Raw genomic sequence first — 17,100 nt, 5'->3', positions numbered from 1 at the left:
TGTTGGGTATATTGATGAATGCCCACTATTTACCATCAGACTTTATATATATTAGAAACATAGAGTTAAATAAAGGACACAAAGAAATGCTTAAAACTATTAAATCAAAACTCTCTGAGCTAAAGTACAACCTATCAGGTAGACGTAAGTTTGTAGATGAATGTAATGCTTTTAATAAAGAGCTGGATGCTTTAGATCAATTTGAGGATTATATTGAAGAGCTAGCTTCAGTTAGAAATCCAAATGGGGATTTAGTTCCCTTCACTGTAGAGGATTTAGTAGATACTGTATTAGATATTAAAATAGAGCAAAGCTTTCTACTCTCTGAGGTACTTAAGATTCAAGAGAAGTTAGAAGATATTGAAGATAAATTTATCAAATAAGGTATAATAAATATATGTCAATTAAAGTAATATATACAGCAGAAGCGGTTCTAAAAGAGGTAAATAAATTAAAAGTAGAGTTGAATGAGGTAAAGACCTCAGTATTAGAAATACAGAAACTCCTAGAGCAGCTACAAAAGAATCCTAGGAGTAAACCTACAGAAAAGTAAATAAAGTTTCATTTCTCTTTAACCTTGTGGGGGACTAATTAATTAGTCCCTCTTTCTTTATATATGTGGGGTTTATAAATAACTTCTCAGATATGGTAGGAATTCATAAATCATCTACAATCTCTAAGTAGGTACTTTATATAGAGTTGAGGATAGGTTATGCCTAGAGGGAAGAAGGATGTACCAAGCAGTAGATCGTTAGCTCAACTTATAGCAGAGACAGCAATTAGGTATGAATTAAATAGGGGAGAAGATCCTAAAGTTCTTTTAAAAGAATTTCCTGAATATGCTGAGTTGATACTTGACTTTGTTATGAAGGGCAACCAAGATGAGACGACAGAACCAGAAACTTAGTTCCATAAATAAACCTTATTATTTATAGCTCCATTCATAGATAAGCATCATAAATAAGTTGTAGTCATTCCGAGTTTGGTGGGCTAGGATCGGTTTACTGGGTTGTTCCTCTTCCATAATCCCCTTCGCTCAGATTCAGAGGAATATTTGAAGGGTCTCACTGTAGGAGCAAAAAAAATGTAATGTTAAAATCCTAAAAGGAGAATTGTATGCCCAGAAAGGCATCAAATCAAAATAGCTTTTCACAGCTAACTCAGAACCTAGAACTTTTAGAGCTAGTGAAGATAGAGCTGGGAAGGAAGCTGATTGCTCAAGCGATGGAGAAGATCTACCTAGACGAACCGGAATCCTGTCGGGTTCAGTTTACAGGGTCTGATGGAGAAGTTCTAGTGGAGACGACAGCACTAGATCTGTTAGGTATTATGACTGATACTATCATACCATCATTAAATAGAAGATCAGGTCAACCTCTTGCTCTTCCTTATACCAATCCTGGACATTTAGGGCTATAAAGAGGAAGAAAGATGGTACTGGCAATAAATAACGTAGCCTATTTACCTCAGTGGAATAATCCCAACACCAATTCCCAGGAGAGGTTAAGAACATTCCTTTTGATCCAGCAATTGATTGAGACTTACATCAATGAGACAAAAGATAGTGATGTTATGTCTCTTAATATGTACGAGGATCACGGAGTAGGTATAAGGGTTTATGTAACACCAGATGACCTAATAGAAAGTAGTAAAGAAGCAATGTACCCTTTACTACGCGAAGCAGGCTATCTACCTCCCATTACTGATTCTGATGAAGAGGAAGAAGAAAGCTGGGAATAGTCCTTCCTCCTAGAGTTCTGGTAGGTTAGGTGGTCGGACACTACCTAAGTAGTGAGCATACAGTACCTCAAGGGTATGACCTGTGATCCTACTAACTTCAGCAGGAAGCATACCACTAGCGATAGCATGACTAACATAGGTACTGCGAGTATTATACAAGGGTCTATGAGGAATTCCTAATTTCTCTAGCGTCTTCCTCCAGGCCCTTTGAGACACGTTATGGTCGTCTAATACATTTCCCTTTGGAGAGGTGAATACAAGGCTCGAATCTCTATCGAGTTTCGAGATAGAGCTTCCTGGGTCTTGTAGACCCCTCTCCTTAAACATTTGATATAGTTTATTATTCATTGGAATAATTCTATACTTACGAGTCTTAGTAGACTTCCTCACCCGTTTACTAGAGCTACCATTACCCCTGCCCAATGATTCATAGATATGTATCTGTCTGTTAGTTAGGTCAACATCTCTCTAGAGTAGACCGATAGCTTCACTGGTTCTACATCCTGAATTGAAGAGGAATAGGATGAAGTCATAATAATGGTGATACTGTGGGTCATTCTTGAGGGAGTGGAGTATTCTATCAACCTCATTCTTAGTGAAGGGTCTGGGCTTAGGTTTCTCTGCAACCTTGACCTCCATCTCACCAAACAAGTCTCTCCTAATAACTTGGAGAATAGCTAGGTATCGCTTCTTACTGGTATCCTTAAGCCCTCTATCACTCAACCACTTCATAAATTCTTTAGCATTTGAGGGAGTATTGATAGGCTTGCCATACTTAATTACTAACTTGAGTAAGGCAGCATCAGCATCGTTATAGTTCTCTTGAATTCTGTCTTCTAATAGTTTAGTGATTGGGGGTAATTTCTTAACTGTAGAGTGACCATTTCCATTACCATTAGGAGTGACTATTCCAGACAACCAAAGTCTATATTTATTAAGACTTGTATCTAGTAATTCTGCTAGACAATCCTGATAAATTATCTGGGCACAGATACTTAACCTAGCTCTATCTAATTGGTTATTCCATTTACCCCAGGTTAGGGAATATCTTATACCTTGATAAGTCCACCTGATAATGTTATTATCACCATTACGTCGGACGGTAATAGCTTGCATATACTCCTGCCTTTTATGCCACAGCAGGAGACACCTGAAAACCTTATACAGAGCGGAATATATAGCTGAATAGTCTTCAATGCCATTGAAGTGCTCTACCAACTGAGCTATAACCCCAGAATCTTTATAGAGCAAGCTTTCTAGCTTATTTATTAACTCTATAAAAGTATTTTCACCTTTATTAGTATGCAAGTTTATGCAAATTAAGTCAAGACACCTATATTAAGAAATATGAAGCAGTGAATAAATTTGCAGTTTAAATATATAAACATGAAAAATTACCCCTTCCAGAGTGACCTAGAAGAGAAGCATGAATCATTGGAGATGCTGGAAGTTAACAACGTTCGCAGCCCATATTGAGAATCTTTAGTATGATTTAATCTCTGACATTAGCAAATTTTATTATAGAAAGTATTGCGTTCTTCTTTTACTCTTTTACCCCTTTGCAATAAACAAAAAAAGGGATAAGCCCAACAGCCTATCCCCAATAAAAATCAACTACTCAATAATCAAGTTCCAGATTGCCAAGAATTAATGTACTCGATTTGCTCAGGAGTCAAACTGTCAATATAGATACCCAAAGCTTGCAACTTCAAACGAGCAATTTCTTGGTCTACTTCGGTAGGAACTGAATGTAACCCAGGTACTAAATTACCTTTGTTCTTCACTAGGTATTCACAAGCTAAAGCCTGATTGGCAAAGCTCATGTCCATCACAGCACTAGGATGTCCTTCCGCCGCAGCTAGGTTAATTAAGCGTCCTTCACCCAGAACTATGACTGATTTACCACTGGGGAGTTGATACTGTTCTGTGAAGGGGCGTACTTGCTTGATTTCTGTAGCTTGACTAGCTAAGTATTTCAGGTCAAGTTCAATATCAAAGTGACCGGAGTTACAAACGATCGCACCGTCTTTCATCACGTTAAAATGTTCAGCGCGAATAACGTGCTTGTTACCTGTCACAGTAATAAACAAGTCACCTTGGGGTGCAGCTTCCGCCATTGGTAATACACGGAAACCATCCATCACCGCCTCAATCGCTTTGATGGGGTCGATTTCGGTGACGATGACGTTAGCACCCAAACCACGGGCGCGGAGTGCTGTCCCTTTACCACACCAGCCGTAACCAACTACAACGATGGTTTTACCAGCCAAGAGGATATTTGTAGCGCGGATAATACCGTCTAAGGTAGATTGACCTGTACCGTAGCGGTTATCAAAGAAATGCTTGGTGTCTGCGTCGTTAACGTTGACGGCAGGGAAAGTGAGAACGCCATCGTTAAACATAGCTTTGAGGCGCACAATCCCAGTTGTGGTTTCTTCTGTAGTACCTATCAAATCAGCGATTTGATGTTGGCGTTCTTGTACCAGAGTTGCCACTACGTCGCTACCGTCATCAATAATAATGTTGGGGCGGTGGTCTAAAGCGATTTGGACGTGACGGTTATAAGTTTGTGCATCTTCGCCTTTAATCGCAAATACGGGAATTTCGTAATCGGTGACTAAGCAAGCTGCTACGTCATCTTGAGTGGATAGGGGGTTACTGGCAATTAACAGGGCATCTGCACCGCCAGCTTTCAGTGCGATCGCTAGGTGTGCGGTTTCTGTGGTAACGTGGGCGCAAGCTACAAGGCGCAGCCCAGCAAAGGGTTTTTCTTTGGCGAAGCGATCGCGGATTTGCCGCAAAACCGGCATTTCGCGTCCAGCCCATTCAATACGCTGTCTTCCCAAAGGAGCGAGGCCGAGGTCTTTAACCTCGTGCTTTAATCGGGGAGAAGTTGCGGTCATTTACAAGTTCCTCAAAAAAGTAAAAAAAGCTACGTAGTTTATTACGTGCTTTACTTTAGTATGCCATGACTAAGGATTTTTGGCTGCAATCACCAGACAGTTTTGGCGCTGGGGACTGGGGATTGGGGACTGGGGACTGGGGACTGGGCGTGAATAATATAATCTCCCTCATCTTCCCCATCTCCACCATCTCCCCCATCCCCCTCATCTCTTCATAACTAGCTTTTTTACTTTTGTATTTATTTCTGGTAAGAGTAAATAGATTAATCACACTCCTGCTCATTACTGAAGACAGATGAACTAATTTGTTATCTATCTCTAGGAAGAAAATGTCCCGACTTAACTGTATGGGAATAAAACTTAACTTTTGATAGGTACATTCACCCAAGTAACAGGTTAATTGTGAAAGGTGGCTTGAGGAGCAGACTACAGTAAATTTCGCTAAAGGAGGTATTTGAGTGCGCTTACAATTTTGGGCGATCGCTCGATGCACAATAGCTATGGCGGCGACAACAGCAGCAACAGCAGGTTCTTGCCTCACAAGTTCCGGCTTTTTGGGTACTAAACCCGTGGTGAGTGGATCTGCGGCGATCGGCCTGGAACCTGCGATCGCAGTTGTTTCTGTGCCGAAAGTTACAGCCCAGATTCCTCTCATACCTCAACTGCCAACAACCAGCAGTCTGAGTAACGAAACCAATGACAGAACTGTGTCCGACTGGATTTATTTAGATGGTCGCCGATTATTTCAAATTGCCGCATCCAGAAGCAATTTTTCTGATCGTTCACAAAACATCCAGAACAATCTGTCACAAATCAGTACAAGATTTTTTCTCTCAGATGCAGAGCAAGTTAAAGTAGATACCCGAACCGTTAATGGATTACCTGTGATTGAGGTCAATGATAAATACTTGATGACCGTTACCACCGCAGATGCCAGACTGCAACAGGTAGATCCAGCAACATTGGCACAACAAATTGCTGATAATTTAAAAACAGGGCTAGAACGGGCGAAAAGAGAGCGACAGCCGCGATTTCTTATTAATCAAGGTAAAATTACGGCTGGTATTGTGGTAGCTATGCTCGTAGCTAGTTGGGGAATTTATAGTTGGCAGCGTCGTACCAAACGAGATCCCATAGAGCCTGTTTCCCCAGTTTCACAAGACGCTGAACATATCACCACTCAGCTGAATCAACAACAACATCAGCATTTTCAAGAAGTCAAAAAACGTTTATTTCAAATTACCCAAGCAGGAATTTGGGGCGGTGGTAGTTTTGTAGTTTTAGGTCTGTTTCCCTACACACGGGTACTACAAATAGGGATTCTCACAGCTGCCCAAATTCCACTCAAATTGGGAGTTGTGATTCTGGGAACTTATGTAGTCATTCGCCTCAGTTTTGCCCTCATTGACCGCTTCACCTCTACTTTGATCAGCAGTGGTGCTTTACTCAACTCAGAAACTTCTGAACGCTTACAACTACGAGTCTCTACATTTTCTGGGGTAACTAAAAGTATTGTGACTGTGATCTGGGTAGGTGTTGGTATCCTCATGGCCCTAATTTTCTTTGGGGTAGATATTGTTCCCTTGTTAGCTGGTGCTGGTCTAGTGGGCGTGGCGGTATCTTTGGCTTCGCAAAACCTGATTAAAGATGCGATTAACGGCTTTTTGATCATCATCGAAGACCAGTATGCTTTAGGCGATGTGATTGCGGTGGGAGATGTTGGCGGTTTAGTAGAAAATCTCAATCTGCGGATGACCCAATTACGAGACGCAGAAGGACGCTTGATTACAATCCCCAACAGTGAAATTAAAGTGGTGGCGAATCTTTCTAGTCGCTGGTCAAGAGCCGATTTAACGATTCCTGTCGGCTATCAAACTGATATTGATCAAGCTTTGCATCTCATTAAAGATGTGGCGATGAAGATGAATCAAGATTTGCAATGGAAACGGCAAATTTTGGAAGCACCGCAAGTTTTGGGTATAGATCATTTTGGCGATCGCGGTTTGATGATTCGCGTCTGGATTAAAACTCAGCCTCTCAAACAATGGGACGTAGCCAGAGAATACCGTCGTCGTCTGAAAATTGCCTTCGACCAAGCCGGAGTAGAAATTCCTGTACCTCAACAAACCATTTGGGTTAATAAACTAAACGACCTCAGACCCAACGACGAGTAGATAAGACCTGAGATTCACTTACCTTGAGATAGGGCGATGGTTTCTGAGTTGTCGTTGTGAGAGACAATAACTGCTACAAAATACTTACCTAAACTTACTCAAGCTTGTTGATTGGTTTAGCGATTTCTTCCTGTTTCAACCAAGGTAGACGGCTACTTCTTGTCCACAGGCGTTTAGTTAGGGGGAAGCCCACCTTACTTTATTGTTAAGGGCATTCTCAAGGTTAGAAGACGCATTTTCGTCTCTACATTGAGTATGCCCACAACTTTTATTTTGTACACGGATCAACACCTTCTACAATCTTTTTTACTTTTGATTTATATTTGCGTAACCCGTAAAGTCGTGAGCTAAAACAGTGAACAATTGAAAGTAAGTCTTGTTTTGGCAACAGTATTGTTGATGGCTAATAAATTTTCAAGAGCAAAACCTTGTAATTAATTAAAACTTAAACTTCTTTTAAACATTGCTTTGCAAAATTTTGTAACGTAACCTGTTTTCTTAGAAATAGCTGGCAAAACGCAAGTTAATCAGAGGTTTTATGACAAACGGTAATCACGTTATCTTCATTCACCCAGATGGAACCAGTCCATCTCACTACGCGTTGGCACGGTTTGTAGATGAAGGTCCTGACGGACGCTTAAATTGGGATCAACTATCCAATGCTGGTGTGTATCTGGGTCACATGGAAGACCAGCTGGGTGGGACATCCAATGGTGGTGCTGTCACCCATGCGACTGGTGCTAAAGTCTATGCAGAATCCTTTGGTTATGAACTAAATAATCTACCGATTACCTCCCTTTCAGGGTCTAACAAAACCATTGTTGAAGAAGCGAGAGATGCAGGAAAAGTCACAGCTCTAGTACAATCTGGAGCTATCTTTGAGCCTGGTACAGCCGCCTTTGTTGCTAAGACACAAGAGATTGTTAACTCTAATGGTAGTCGCACTGTACCTCGCGCCCAAGCTGCAGAGATTGCCAGACAAGTAATTGAGTCTGGGGTTGATTTTATCCTCAGTGGTGGTGAACTCAACCTTTTACCTGTAGGTACTGATGGCTTCCACGGTACTGCTGCTCAATATGATGCTATCAGTACCAATCCTCTCCAACGTCCTACAGTAAACCTGATTCAACTAGCAATCAACAGAGGTTACACCGTTGTTTATACTGAGCAACAACTGCGTAACTTACTCGACACAACCATAACTCCCGTAACACCAACTAAAGTGTTGGGTGTATTTGCGCCTGTCCATACCTTTAACGATCGCCCTGAAGAAGTCTTAGCACAGAACGGATTACCTCTCTATCGAGAAACAGCACCAACCATCGCTGAGATGTTGGAAATTACCCAACAACTGATGGAGAAGCATCCTAACTTTAGCAAAGGCTCAATTACCATCGTTGAAGAAGAAGGATCTGACAACTTCGGTAATAACAACAATGCGGCTGGGACACTAGAAGGTGTGCGCCGCGCCGATGCAGCCATTGGTGTAGCAATGGACTTCATCGAGAAATATCCCAATACTTTGTTAGTTACCGCAGCTGATAGTGATGCGGGTGGTTTACAAGTAGTTGATCCTCGCACTGCGGGTCAAAATGTCGGCAATATTAACAATAACCCCGCTACCTCTTCCCGTAACGTACCATTAGACGGTACAACAGGGGCTAACACTCTGCCTTTTGTGTCTGCACCCGATGCTAATGGTGATGTCTTTAACTTTGCTGTGGGCTGGGCTGGGACACCAGACTTTAGCGGTTCGATTGTCGCTAAAGCTCATGGTTTAAATGCCGACAAACTACCGGCAACGGTAGATAACACCGGTATCTATGAGTTGATGTATGAAACTCTGTTTAATACCGAACTTGCTCCCCGCAATCCAGCACCCACACCCGCGCCACAAGCCACAAGACAAACAGGTAACGTCATCTTTATTCACCCAGACGGTACTAGCCCATCGCACTTTATGGCACTACGTAATGTGGATAAGGGGCCTGATGGTCGTCTCAACTGGGATAAGATGACCAATGCAGGTGTCTATTTGGGACACATGGAAAACCAGTTGACGGGGACATCCAACGCCGGAGCAGTCACCCATGCTAATGGAGTGAAGGTGTTCAATGAATCCTTTGGTTTGAACGAAGATAACTCTCGTATCACTCCAGCTTCTGGAAAAACTGGTTACACCATTCTTGAAGAAGCCATTGCCGCCGGAAAAGCCACTGCCCTAATTCAATCTGGTCAAATGGCAGAACCAGGAACGGCAGCCTTTGCGGCGGAAACTACCAACCGTGATGGTAATAATCTCAGAGCGCGAGATAAGTATGCAGAAATTATTGAACAGGTAATCCGTTCTGGTACAGATGTGATCATGGGTGGTGGGGAACTGTATATGTTGCCCATAGGCACTACAGGTTTCCATGTGACTGCGGAAATAGATGCCTCAGAAACCAACCCAGCGTTTCGCCCCAATATCAACCTAATTGAGTTGGCTGAGTCCTTGGGTTACACTGTGGTTTACACTGAAGAGCAAATGAATCAGGTGGTAAATAGCAATAACCCACCTACTAAGCTCCTTGGTGTATTTGCTGCTGAAGACACCTTTGACGATCGCCGCGAAGAACAACTAGGACTTAATACTGACAACCCTCTACCTCTTTATGTTGCTACTGCTCCCACAGTAGCCGAGATGTTAGAGGCTTCTTTAAAGATAGTTTCTACAGATCCAGATGGCTTCTTTGTCGTCATTGAAGAAGAGGGTACAGATAACTTTGCTAACAACAATAATGCTGTAGGAACGATTGAGGCAGTACGACGTGCTGATGCAGCGATTGGTGTGGCGATGGATTATGTCAATAATCAAGACCCCAACACCTTGGTAATTACTGCTGCTGATAGTGATGCTGGTGGCTTGCAGGTGTTCCAATTTGCACCTTATGTCCGTCCTTCTGGTAACTTTGACACTAGTAATCCCAACCTTGCTAATAATCAACCAGAAGTGCCATTTATCAACGTTAACCCCACAACAACTAACAACAACAGGGCTTTCCTGGATGGGGTAAACGGTAGCACCGCCAGCGCCGAAAGACCTTGGGTACCATTCGCATCTCCAAACAGCATAGATGGGCCGATGGGTAACTTTGGTGTGGCTTGGGTAGGTACTCCTGACTTCCCTGGGAGTATTGTTTCCAAAGCCTACGGGATGAACGCGGATAAATTACCCAGCACCGTGGACAACACCGGAATTTATGACCTGATGTATCAGACACTATTTGGTGTGACACCAGAAGTAGCTGCGGCACAGCAACAAACTGAGTTAGTCGCTGGTACGGCTGGTGCTGATACCTTAATTGCTGCGGTTGATGCGCCATTTGACGGTATTAATGACACTGTCTTTACTGGTGCGGGTAACGATGAAGTAGATGCACAGACTGTATCTTTACCAATCGCCGGTCGTAACCGCGTGAATTTAGGTAGTGGTAACGATACTATCTTTGTCAACAGAAATGATCGCGTCTTTGGTAGTGCGGGTAATGACGAGTTTGATGCTACCGATGGCAAAGGTGGTAATCGGATGTCTGGCGGTGCTGGCGATGATATCTTCAGGCTGGGTAGTGGCGATCGCGCCCTTGGTGGTGATGGTAATGATGAGTTCTACGTCCAGTCTGGCGGCGCTAACTTGCTGTCTGGTGGTGCTGGTGCTGATCAATTCTGGATTGCCAATGTTGAATTACCAACCAGTGCTAACACCATCCTTGACTTTGAAAAGGGTGTGGATGTGATTGGAGTTTTAGGTATTTCTCGCAATACTTTAACTCTCAATGTCATCAACGGTAACACCGAAATTGGTTTAGGTGGTCAAACTGTGGCGATCGTCAATGGTGTGACTGGCTTGGATGCCAACACTAATTTTGTGTTTGTGTAGTTAAGTAATCTACCAATAATTATTTATTTTGTGGGATGAATATATTTATCCCACAATAAATCTTGTTGTTGGTGTCAATGTTTAACTCTTTTATTCATCAATAAATATGAGTCTTTTTGGACTCATATTTATTCGCAAAAATCTGTAGTAATTTAGTGATTTTTTCTGCAATATTTTAATATTCACTTTAGTTAATTTTTTTTAATCCAAAGATGACAACTATTAACGGTACTGCTGGCAAGGATGAATTACTGGCAACAGGAAGTGGTCAAACCCTACTGGGGTTAGAAGATAATGATATTATTGATGGCGTTACTGGGTTAGGAAATAACACCCTTGATGGTGGTGTTGGTGATGATGAAATATTTGCTAAAACTGATGATTTAGCTTTAGGTGGACAAGGCAATGATTTTCTTTACTCTGATGGTAATGGTAATAATAATTTATCGGGTGGAGATGGTGATGATGAAATTTTTCCTGACCGCAATGACAGAGTATTTGGTGATGCGGGTAATGACGTAATTTACGCCGGTTTGGGAGGGAATACTTTTACAGGTGGCGCGGGTGAAGATATATTTTGGTTAGCCAATGTTGAATTTTTAGAAATTCCCAATATAATTACTGATTTTAATCCGTCAGAAGATGAATTACTGGTAGATGTAGACGGCATTAAACAATTAAGTGGTCTAACTTTTACCAAACAACAAAACGATACTTTAATTAGTGCTAACGGTAGAGAGTTAGCAATTATTCAAAATAATATTCTTGGTTTGGCTAATGGTATTGCTAGCGGAGACACAACGCAAACATCTAGTGTGTTGTGGGCGCGGAGTACATTCCTTGGTCAAGTGACCTTTGAATATTCTACCGACCGCAATTTTAATACTATTGCCGGGGTGAAAACGGCAACGGTGACTAACATTAATGTACCTGTAAAAGTAGATATCTCTGGTCTAAATCCGGGTACTAAATACTACTATCGAGTTACCGATGCTGTGGGTGTGTCGGCTGTTGGTCAATTCCAAACGGCTGCAACCTTGGGAAGTCGTACAGGTCTGCGGTTTGGCGTGGCTGGGGACTGGCGGGGAGAACTAGCCCCCTATCCGGCTATTAGTAATGTCCCTGAAAGGGATTTAGCCTTTTTTGTGGCTCATGGTGATACGATTTATGCAGATGTTGGTTCTGATGCCGTTCTTAATCCTGATGGTAGCCGCAAGAGTCAAGCCGAAACCATTGATGAGTATCGGGCCAAGCATAACGAAGTTTATAGTACGCGCTTAGGACGGAATACTTGGGCTGACTTACGTGCATCTACTGCCATTTTAGCTACTATTGACGACAACGAAGTTATCAATGATTTTGCTGGTGGGGCTGATGCGTCAACTGACCCCCGCTTTGGTGTAAGTAGTGGTTTCATCAATGACACGCCACTTTATGAAAATGGCTTGCAAGCTTTCCAAGAGTATAATCCGCTACGGGATGAGTTTTATGGGAATGTAGGCAGCGATCGCTTTAACAATGAGCGTAAACTATATCGCTACAATACATACGGTAGTGATGCGGCTGTCTTTGTCTTAGATGGGCGTTCCTTTCGGGATAAAGCACTACAACCCCCTAGTGATATCAACAACCCCAACGAAATTAACCGTGTCCTCAATGAGTCTTTAACTCAAAATCGCACTTTGTTGGGTAGTGTACAACTGGCGGACTTAAAGCGAGATTTGTTAGCAGCCCAAGCTGGGGGTATCACTTGGAAGTTTGTGATGACTCCTCAACCCATCCAGAATATTTTTCCTGGCGTGGCGGTAGACAGTTATGAGGGCTACGGTAAGGAACGCACAGAATTACTCAGGTTTATCCAAGAAAACAATATTGACAATGTGGTGTTTGTGGCGGCGGATGTTCACGGAACTTTCGTCAACAACCTGACTTACCAAGAACAACCACAAGGAACACAAATTGCTACTAGGGCGTGGGAAATTACCACTGGTGCTGTGGCTTTCGACCCACCTACAGGTAAGTTGTTAGCCGAAAGATTTTGGCTGAATGATGCAGCCCAAAGAAATTTGTATAATTCCTTACCCATCGCCCCTGATTTAGATGATCAGCCTAATGATCAGGATGACTTCGTCAAACAGGCTATTAATAATAATCTGGCTGCTTTGGGTTTTGACCCCTTGGGTTTAAATCAGAATTTGTCACAGGCTGAGGGTTTAATTAATGCTACTTTGCTTGAGGGCGATTATTTTGTTGGTCATACCTACGGTTGGACAGAATTTGATGTTAACCCGACAACGCAAGCCTTAACTGTAACTACGTACGGTATTAATTCTTACTCTGAAGAGGAGTTAAATATCAATACCATTCCTAACTTATCTCCCAAGGTTGTCAGTAAGTTTGTAGTTAATCCTCAATTCCGTAATCCCTTACCACCTCCACGCCCACCTTTAGTACCACTAGAATTCAATAACAATAATATTCTCAATGTCTCTGCTGACAGCAATTTAAAAATACAACTTACTGGGGTCAGAGCGAACACAGTTAACGAGGTTGGTTTTTTTGTAGTCAGGGATGATGTCGGGACAATTACTGATGTCAATGGTAATCTTTTAACGCCTGGGGCTGGAGATGCTTATATTCAAGCGGCTTTGCGACAATCTCAGGTTTTGCTTTCCGCAATTACTAACTTACCCAATGGTTTTAGTAATGCGAATAGCAACCGGATTATTAACACCAAAGCAGGCGATCGCTTAGTCTTCTACTTAATTAATAATGGCACTACCGATGGTGTAGTCAGGGGTAGGATTCCTGCTAGTCGTGTCACCTTAGGTTCTAACTTTGGTAGCGGTAACTTATCACAATTACAGACTACCAGTTTGGGTGATAATAAGTGGAGTCTGGCTTGGGGTGGTGAACAAATGGTCTTAAGTTTAGAGAGAACCCCCATTTCACCAGTCATTGGTACTAAATTACAAATCGCCAACCCCTCAGAGTTAATTGATTTGCGTGATGTATCGGGTTTAGTCAATGCAGATTTTTCTATTTTTCGGGAAGCTGCATTTAATAATGAAGTTTACTTTTACAACGTTAACAATGTTGATGGGTTGATTGGTAATATTAACCCCAATACTAGTAGTGTGAGAGATTATATCCAAGCGGCTTTGAATAATCTTGTCAGAGATGCTTTGACTGGTGAGGTAGTTAGGTTTGCTGTTGCCAACCAGGGAACACAAACTGGTAAAGCGACAATTGCAGGCGGTAGTATTTTAGCACCGATGATTATTGTCAATGGTACGCGATCGCAACTAACCGATAGCAATCCCAATAATGACCCGCAAGTCTATTTCCCCTACTTGGGAGTTAACTCAGATGGTGTTGATCATATCCGTTTACTAGGAGATAATACCTTTGGGTTTGAAGACTTACCTAACGGTGGCGATTTAGATTACAACGATATAATTGTTAAAATAAATTTCTCCGGTGTGTAATTTACTTGTTTGTGGTCGTGGCGTGATAAAACTCAAATTGTCCATGAGAAATTACGCCTACTAAATTCAATACATTATTTCACAACGATACCGTATTGGGAGGGGTACAGATCAAACTTGTCTCCCAATACCGCAGTTCCCTATTCCCAATTTAGTACAAATGTACTATAATAGATATAGCGTCAACAAAGCTTAGTACAGCCAAAGAACAGCTATGTCACGGTCTTCTGGAAGAGGGATTCAAGGGTATAGTCAGATGATTAAGCATTACATTCTCAATCTCAACCCCACTGCCAAACATGAATGGGATCGGTGCATCCTCAGAGATCCATTAACTGCAAAGCGTCCAGACATGGCTAAGTTAATAGCTGAAGCAGTGGGTGCTGATACAGGCAGTTATTTAGTGAGTGTAAATATCGAAGTTCAGGTGTTAGAACAAGCTGCTGTACCTCAAACAGAACAATTAGCTTTGCCATTACCAGAGGTAAGTATCACAACCCAACTGCGGGAAGTAGCTTAATTAATTCATCACGGAAATTGCCAACTTTGAGCTTGTTGACGCTGATATTTCAATTATACAGCCAGTTTGGGCTGAGGAAGACTATTTAATGATGCAACTGAGTCATTATCCAGATGCGATCGCACAGGCTGCTCAACGGGCGAATGAAATAGACTCGCAGTTGATGGCAGTGCAGCAGCAAATTAATCGATTTGAAGGTAATGCTGATCGTGTTGCCGCCTTTGAGATGGATTTGAAGAACGATGCTCAACGCAAGGCTCGGCGCTCTGAAGTCCTGTTGGTGAATCAGGAATATCAAAAAGCAATGGACACGTTTATTCGCTTAACTGCGGAAAAAGCCAATGCGATCGCTCATGTAGAATATCTGCGTAACCAATTTAGTGTGGCTAAATTAGAAGCACGATTAGCGATCGCTCGACAACTTACTGATTTTGAATCACGGGAGCTAGTCGGCTTGTAGACATACCCAAAACCCCAGATTGAAGTCTGGGGTTTCTTCATAGTTGAGTGTCTTCATAATTCTGTGAACAACGAAATTCTAGTTCACTTTCTGTGTCTCTCCCTCCTTGATAAATAGTCGGACATAACTTTGTATTAGCACTTATACAATCCATATGTGGGGTTTTTGCACACACTATTAGTAAAGCACCCAAGATGAATAACAACCCGCAAATTGCTGCTGTTTGCACCCCAGAAATGTCTAATACTCCGTGAACAACTACTTCTCGCAATACAGAAACAATTGCTACTTCTACAGCTAAGTAGCTCAGTGTTAAAAATTATCGCTATGGCAAGGCAGGAGGCAGGAGGCAGGAGGCAGGAGGGAAGAGGGTTTGAGCCTAGTTTATTTTTCTTAACATAGTTGTGTTTTTTCCCACCGACTTACTTACTCCTACTGAAATACTATGCTCTTGCAAGTAGACCATTAATAGGCGAAATAACTCGACTAAAATTAAAACAAAAAGTAGTTTTGCTGTGATTTGTTTATAGTTTATTAGTTGCGTAATAGCAATAAATATTCCCCACAACTGTATAACCATAACAGCAAACAAAGCTAAACATAAGACAATTACAAGTAAGTCTTGGAAAGCTTCCATATTACGGACTATGGCATGACGATCTAGCCAGCGATCGCAAAATAAAAATCGGCTCTTGACGCGCTTTTTCATGTACATTTCCGTTTCTATAAGGTCATTTCAGACCACCCTAGTGAATCTATCCTGCATTTTTATTCCACTTAAATATTAAAATTGATTTCATCAGCAAAATTCGCCATTCTACAGTTATTATTTATTAATAGCTATCATTTTTATAATTGATTAACTGTTCAATATTGACTATTGTTGATGCAATTTTTGTACTTGTTGCAACAATTGTTCAGCCTTGCTTGCCCATTGAGGGTTGCCTTGGGAATTATACAAATTTTTGGCAAAGTTGAATACTTTTGCAGCTTCTCCATGCTGTTTTAACTGCATAAAGACTAACCCTGCACCATAATAAGCATGAGGATAATTAGGATTGGCTTCTGCTGATTTTCTAAAGGAGGCTAAAGCTTCTGGAAGTTTACCTTGATTAAATGAAATTACACCTAAATTGTAGTGAGCATCTGGATATTTAGGATTAATTTTGATAGCTTGTGTAAATGCTGCTTGAGCTTGCTTAATTTTACCTTGCTGCAAATAACATAGACCTAAATGATAATGAGGCTCTGGGGCATTGTTACTATATATGACTGCTTGTTTAAAAGCAGCGATCGCTGCTTCCCAATTTTGTTGCTGTTGTCTGACTAATCCTAAGTTATAGTGAGCAAAACCTAATTGGGGATTGAGTTCTAAAGCGCGTTGTAAATATTCACTAGCCTGTTGGAAATTATTACCTTCTAACAATGCTCCCCCTAAATTGGCAAAGGCGAGGGCAAAATTAGGATCAGCTTGGGTAGCGCGATAAAAGGCGTTAGCGGCTGGTTGTAATTGTCCAGTTTGTCGCAGTGCTAGACCTAAATTGTAATGGGCTGCGGCTAAGTTAGGATCTAACTGAGTAGCACTTTGAAAAGCTGCGATCGCATCTGGTACTCTCCCAGCTTGAATTGCTTGTAAGCCTTGATTTAAAAAGCTTGTAGCTGTTGGTACACTAGACTGTGCTAGTTGAATAGGGAGTGGAGATAGGGGGGTAGGAGATTTTGCTGATACTGGCAGCATACTCCCCCATAGTAATGTTAAACCCAGCATCCCAACAAAACGATAGTTATAGATAGATAAATTCATTGATATATTGACTCAAACTAATTGTTGTCACCGTTATTCATAAAAAGTTTTATTAAAAGTTAGGTTTTAACAAAACTTTTATTTTTGGCATT

The 17,100-nt window shown here is 41.7% G+C and carries 13 protein-coding genes and 3 pseudogenes; 9 read left to right on the top strand and 7 right to left on the bottom strand.

Features of this window, described 5'->3' with window-relative positions; translation table 11 throughout:
- Window positions 1-14 precede the first annotated feature (14 nt).
- The 4 genes from NOS7524_RS15480 to NOS7524_RS15465 all read left to right on the top strand — a co-directional run bounded on the left by NOS7524_RS15480 (window position 15) and on the right by NOS7524_RS15465 (window position 1,740).
- The gene (locus NOS7524_RS15480) at window positions 15-383 is read left to right on the top strand and encodes a hypothetical protein (protein ID WP_144050875.1); all 369 of its coding nucleotides are present in this window, start codon (window positions 15-17) and stop codon (window positions 381-383) included.
- A 329-nt stretch (window positions 384-712) separates the two neighbouring features.
- Complete coding sequence (locus tag NOS7524_RS15475) at window positions 713-907, top strand: hypothetical protein (RefSeq protein ID WP_015139417.1); 195 nt, start codon at window positions 713-715, stop codon at window positions 905-907.
- Window positions 908-1,116: 209 nt separating this feature from the next.
- Complete coding sequence (locus NOS7524_RS15470; protein WP_015139416.1) at window positions 1,117-1,419, top strand: hypothetical protein; 303 nt, start codon at window positions 1,117-1,119, stop codon at window positions 1,417-1,419.
- A gap of 12 nt (window positions 1,420-1,431) precedes the next feature.
- Window positions 1,432-1,740 carry a hypothetical protein gene (locus NOS7524_RS15465; RefSeq protein WP_015139415.1) on the top strand — a complete coding sequence of 103 codons (309 nt, stop codon included), beginning with the start codon at window positions 1,432-1,434 and terminating at the stop codon, window positions 1,738-1,740.
- Between the two features lie 9 nt (window positions 1,741-1,749).
- Here NOS7524_RS15465 and NOS7524_RS15460 read toward each other — a convergent pair.
- The 4 genes and pseudogenes from NOS7524_RS15460 to NOS7524_RS29515 all read right to left on the bottom strand — a co-directional run.
- A pseudogene (locus NOS7524_RS15460) lies at window positions 1,750-2,193 on the bottom strand (tyrosine-type recombinase/integrase); the annotation flags it as partial.
- 15 nt (window positions 2,194-2,208) lie between these two features.
- Window positions 2,209-2,856, bottom strand: coding sequence for a hypothetical protein (locus NOS7524_RS15455; RefSeq protein ID WP_144050874.1), 648 nt, complete (start codon window positions 2,854-2,856; stop codon window positions 2,209-2,211).
- Between the two features lie 509 nt (window positions 2,857-3,365).
- Window positions 3,366-4,643, bottom strand: a complete 1,278-nt coding sequence (gene ahcY / locus NOS7524_RS15450) for an adenosylhomocysteinase (protein WP_015139414.1) — start codon at window positions 4,641-4,643, stop codon at window positions 3,366-3,368.
- Between the two features lie 55 nt (window positions 4,644-4,698).
- Entirely contained in the window at window positions 4,699-5,298 is a 600-nt protein-coding gene (locus tag NOS7524_RS29515; RefSeq protein WP_235622350.1) for a hypothetical protein, read from the bottom strand.
- Here NOS7524_RS29515 and NOS7524_RS15440 point away from each other — a divergent pair.
- The 5 genes from NOS7524_RS15440 (at window position 5,267) to NOS7524_RS15420 (ending at window position 15,204) form a co-directional block, all read left to right on the top strand.
- Window positions 5,267-6,817 carry a mechanosensitive ion channel family protein gene (locus NOS7524_RS15440; RefSeq protein ID WP_235622349.1) on the top strand — a complete coding sequence of 517 codons (1,551 nt, stop codon included), beginning with the start codon at window positions 5,267-5,269 and terminating at the stop codon, window positions 6,815-6,817. The two genes, NOS7524_RS29515 and NOS7524_RS15440, sit on opposite strands and share 32 nt — an antisense overlap.
- 538 nt (window positions 6,818-7,355) lie before the next feature.
- Complete coding sequence (locus tag NOS7524_RS15435) at window positions 7,356-10,736, top strand: alkaline phosphatase (RefSeq protein ID WP_015139412.1); 3,381 nt, start codon at window positions 7,356-7,358, stop codon at window positions 10,734-10,736.
- Window positions 10,737-10,948: 212 nt separating this feature from the next.
- The gene (locus NOS7524_RS15430; RefSeq protein ID WP_015139411.1) at window positions 10,949-14,224 is read left to right on the top strand and encodes an alkaline phosphatase D family protein; all 3,276 of its coding nucleotides are present in this window, start codon (window positions 10,949-10,951) and stop codon (window positions 14,222-14,224) included.
- A gap of 256 nt (window positions 14,225-14,480) precedes the next feature.
- A complete protein-coding gene (locus NOS7524_RS15425) occupies window positions 14,481-14,744 on the top strand; it encodes a hypothetical protein (RefSeq protein WP_041555343.1) in 264 nt (87 codons plus the stop codon).
- A gap of 88 nt (window positions 14,745-14,832) precedes the next feature.
- Window positions 14,833-15,204 (top strand): hypothetical protein, encoded by a 372-nt coding sequence (locus NOS7524_RS15420; RefSeq protein ID WP_015139409.1) that lies wholly within the window; start codon window positions 14,833-14,835, stop codon window positions 15,202-15,204.
- Window positions 15,205-15,241: 37 nt separating this feature from the next.
- Here the strand turns inward: NOS7524_RS15420 and NOS7524_RS30760 are convergent.
- From NOS7524_RS30760 to NOS7524_RS15410, 3 genes and pseudogenes are all read right to left on the bottom strand, one after another.
- Window positions 15,242-15,499, bottom strand: a pseudogene (locus NOS7524_RS30760) (phosphate-starvation-inducible PsiE family protein); the annotation flags it as partial.
- 129 nt (window positions 15,500-15,628) lie between these two features.
- Window positions 15,629-15,913 (bottom strand): annotated as a pseudogene (locus tag NOS7524_RS15415) (phosphate-starvation-inducible PsiE family protein); the annotation flags it as partial.
- A 168-nt stretch (window positions 15,914-16,081) separates the two neighbouring features.
- Entirely contained in the window at window positions 16,082-17,008 is a 927-nt protein-coding gene (locus NOS7524_RS15410; RefSeq protein ID WP_015139408.1) for a tetratricopeptide repeat protein, read from the bottom strand.
- Window positions 17,009-17,100 lie beyond the last annotated feature (92 nt).

The sequence above is a fragment of the Nostoc sp. PCC 7524 genome, assembly GCF_000316645.1.
Classification (GTDB): domain Bacteria; phylum Cyanobacteriota; class Cyanobacteriia; order Cyanobacteriales; family Nostocaceae; genus Trichormus.
Note: the sequence above shows the minus strand (reverse complement) of the source record. Positions and strands in the feature narration are given on the sequence as shown.

What these genes read in the sequence shown, in the direction of transcription:
- NOS7524_RS15480 (WP_144050875.1), top strand. Translation starts at nt 15, where the DNA reads ATGAATGCCCACTATTTACCATCAGACTTTATATATATTAGAAACATA.
- NOS7524_RS15455 (WP_144050874.1), bottom strand. Translation starts at nt 2,856, where the DNA reads ATGCAAGCTATTACCGTCCGACGTAATGGTGATAATAACATTATCAGG.
- NOS7524_RS15435 (WP_015139412.1), top strand. Translation starts at nt 7,356, where the DNA reads ATGACAAACGGTAATCACGTTATCTTCATTCACCCAGATGGAACCAGT.
- NOS7524_RS15425 (WP_041555343.1), top strand. Translation starts at nt 14,481, where the DNA reads ATGATTAAGCATTACATTCTCAATCTCAACCCCACTGCCAAACATGAA.
- NOS7524_RS15410 (WP_015139408.1), bottom strand. Translation starts at nt 17,008, where the DNA reads ATGAATTTATCTATCTATAACTATCGTTTTGTTGGGATGCTGGGTTTA.
- NOS7524_RS15470 (WP_015139416.1), top strand. Translation starts at nt 1,117, where the DNA reads ATGCCCAGAAAGGCATCAAATCAAAATAGCTTTTCACAGCTAACTCAG.
- ahcY (WP_015139414.1), bottom strand. Translation starts at nt 4,643, where the DNA reads ATGACCGCAACTTCTCCCCGATTAAAGCACGAGGTTAAAGACCTCGGC.
- NOS7524_RS15475 (WP_015139417.1), top strand. Translation starts at nt 713, where the DNA reads ATGCCTAGAGGGAAGAAGGATGTACCAAGCAGTAGATCGTTAGCTCAA.
- NOS7524_RS15420 (WP_015139409.1), top strand. Translation starts at nt 14,833, where the DNA reads ATGATGCAACTGAGTCATTATCCAGATGCGATCGCACAGGCTGCTCAA.
- NOS7524_RS29515 (WP_235622350.1), bottom strand. Translation starts at nt 5,298, where the DNA reads ATGAGAGGAATCTGGGCTGTAACTTTCGGCACAGAAACAACTGCGATC.
- NOS7524_RS15465 (WP_015139415.1), top strand. Translation starts at nt 1,432, where the DNA reads ATGGTACTGGCAATAAATAACGTAGCCTATTTACCTCAGTGGAATAAT.
- NOS7524_RS15430 (WP_015139411.1), top strand. Translation starts at nt 10,949, where the DNA reads ATGACAACTATTAACGGTACTGCTGGCAAGGATGAATTACTGGCAACA.